A 223-nucleotide genomic window follows, 5' to 3' on the forward strand; every position below is an offset into this window, starting at 1 on the left:
GTCGCGGGCGAATATGGCGAAGCCGTCATAGCCGTGATACGGGCCGGAATAATCCCAGGAGTGCATCTGGCGGAAGGGGATGCCCATCTTCTGCACCGGATACTTCTCTTTGATGCCGGACCCAACAAGGTCGGGGCGGATGCCTTCGATGAACTTTTCCAGCTCGTAACCGGTCACGTCGTCATAGATCAGCGTACCCTTGTTCACATAATGGCCGGTGCGC

At 57.4% G+C, this 223-nt stretch carries 1 protein-coding gene; it reads right to left on the bottom strand.

Annotated elements, in window-relative coordinates:
* A partial coding sequence (locus tag MOV76_RS39760; RefSeq protein ID WP_309506953.1) for a nitrogenase component 1 occupies positions 1-223 on the bottom strand: 223 nt, incomplete at both ends.

This window comes from Rhizobium sp. PRIMUS64, from assembly GCF_023006465.1.
GTDB lineage: Bacteria > Pseudomonadota > Alphaproteobacteria > Rhizobiales > Rhizobiaceae > Rhizobium > Rhizobium leguminosarum.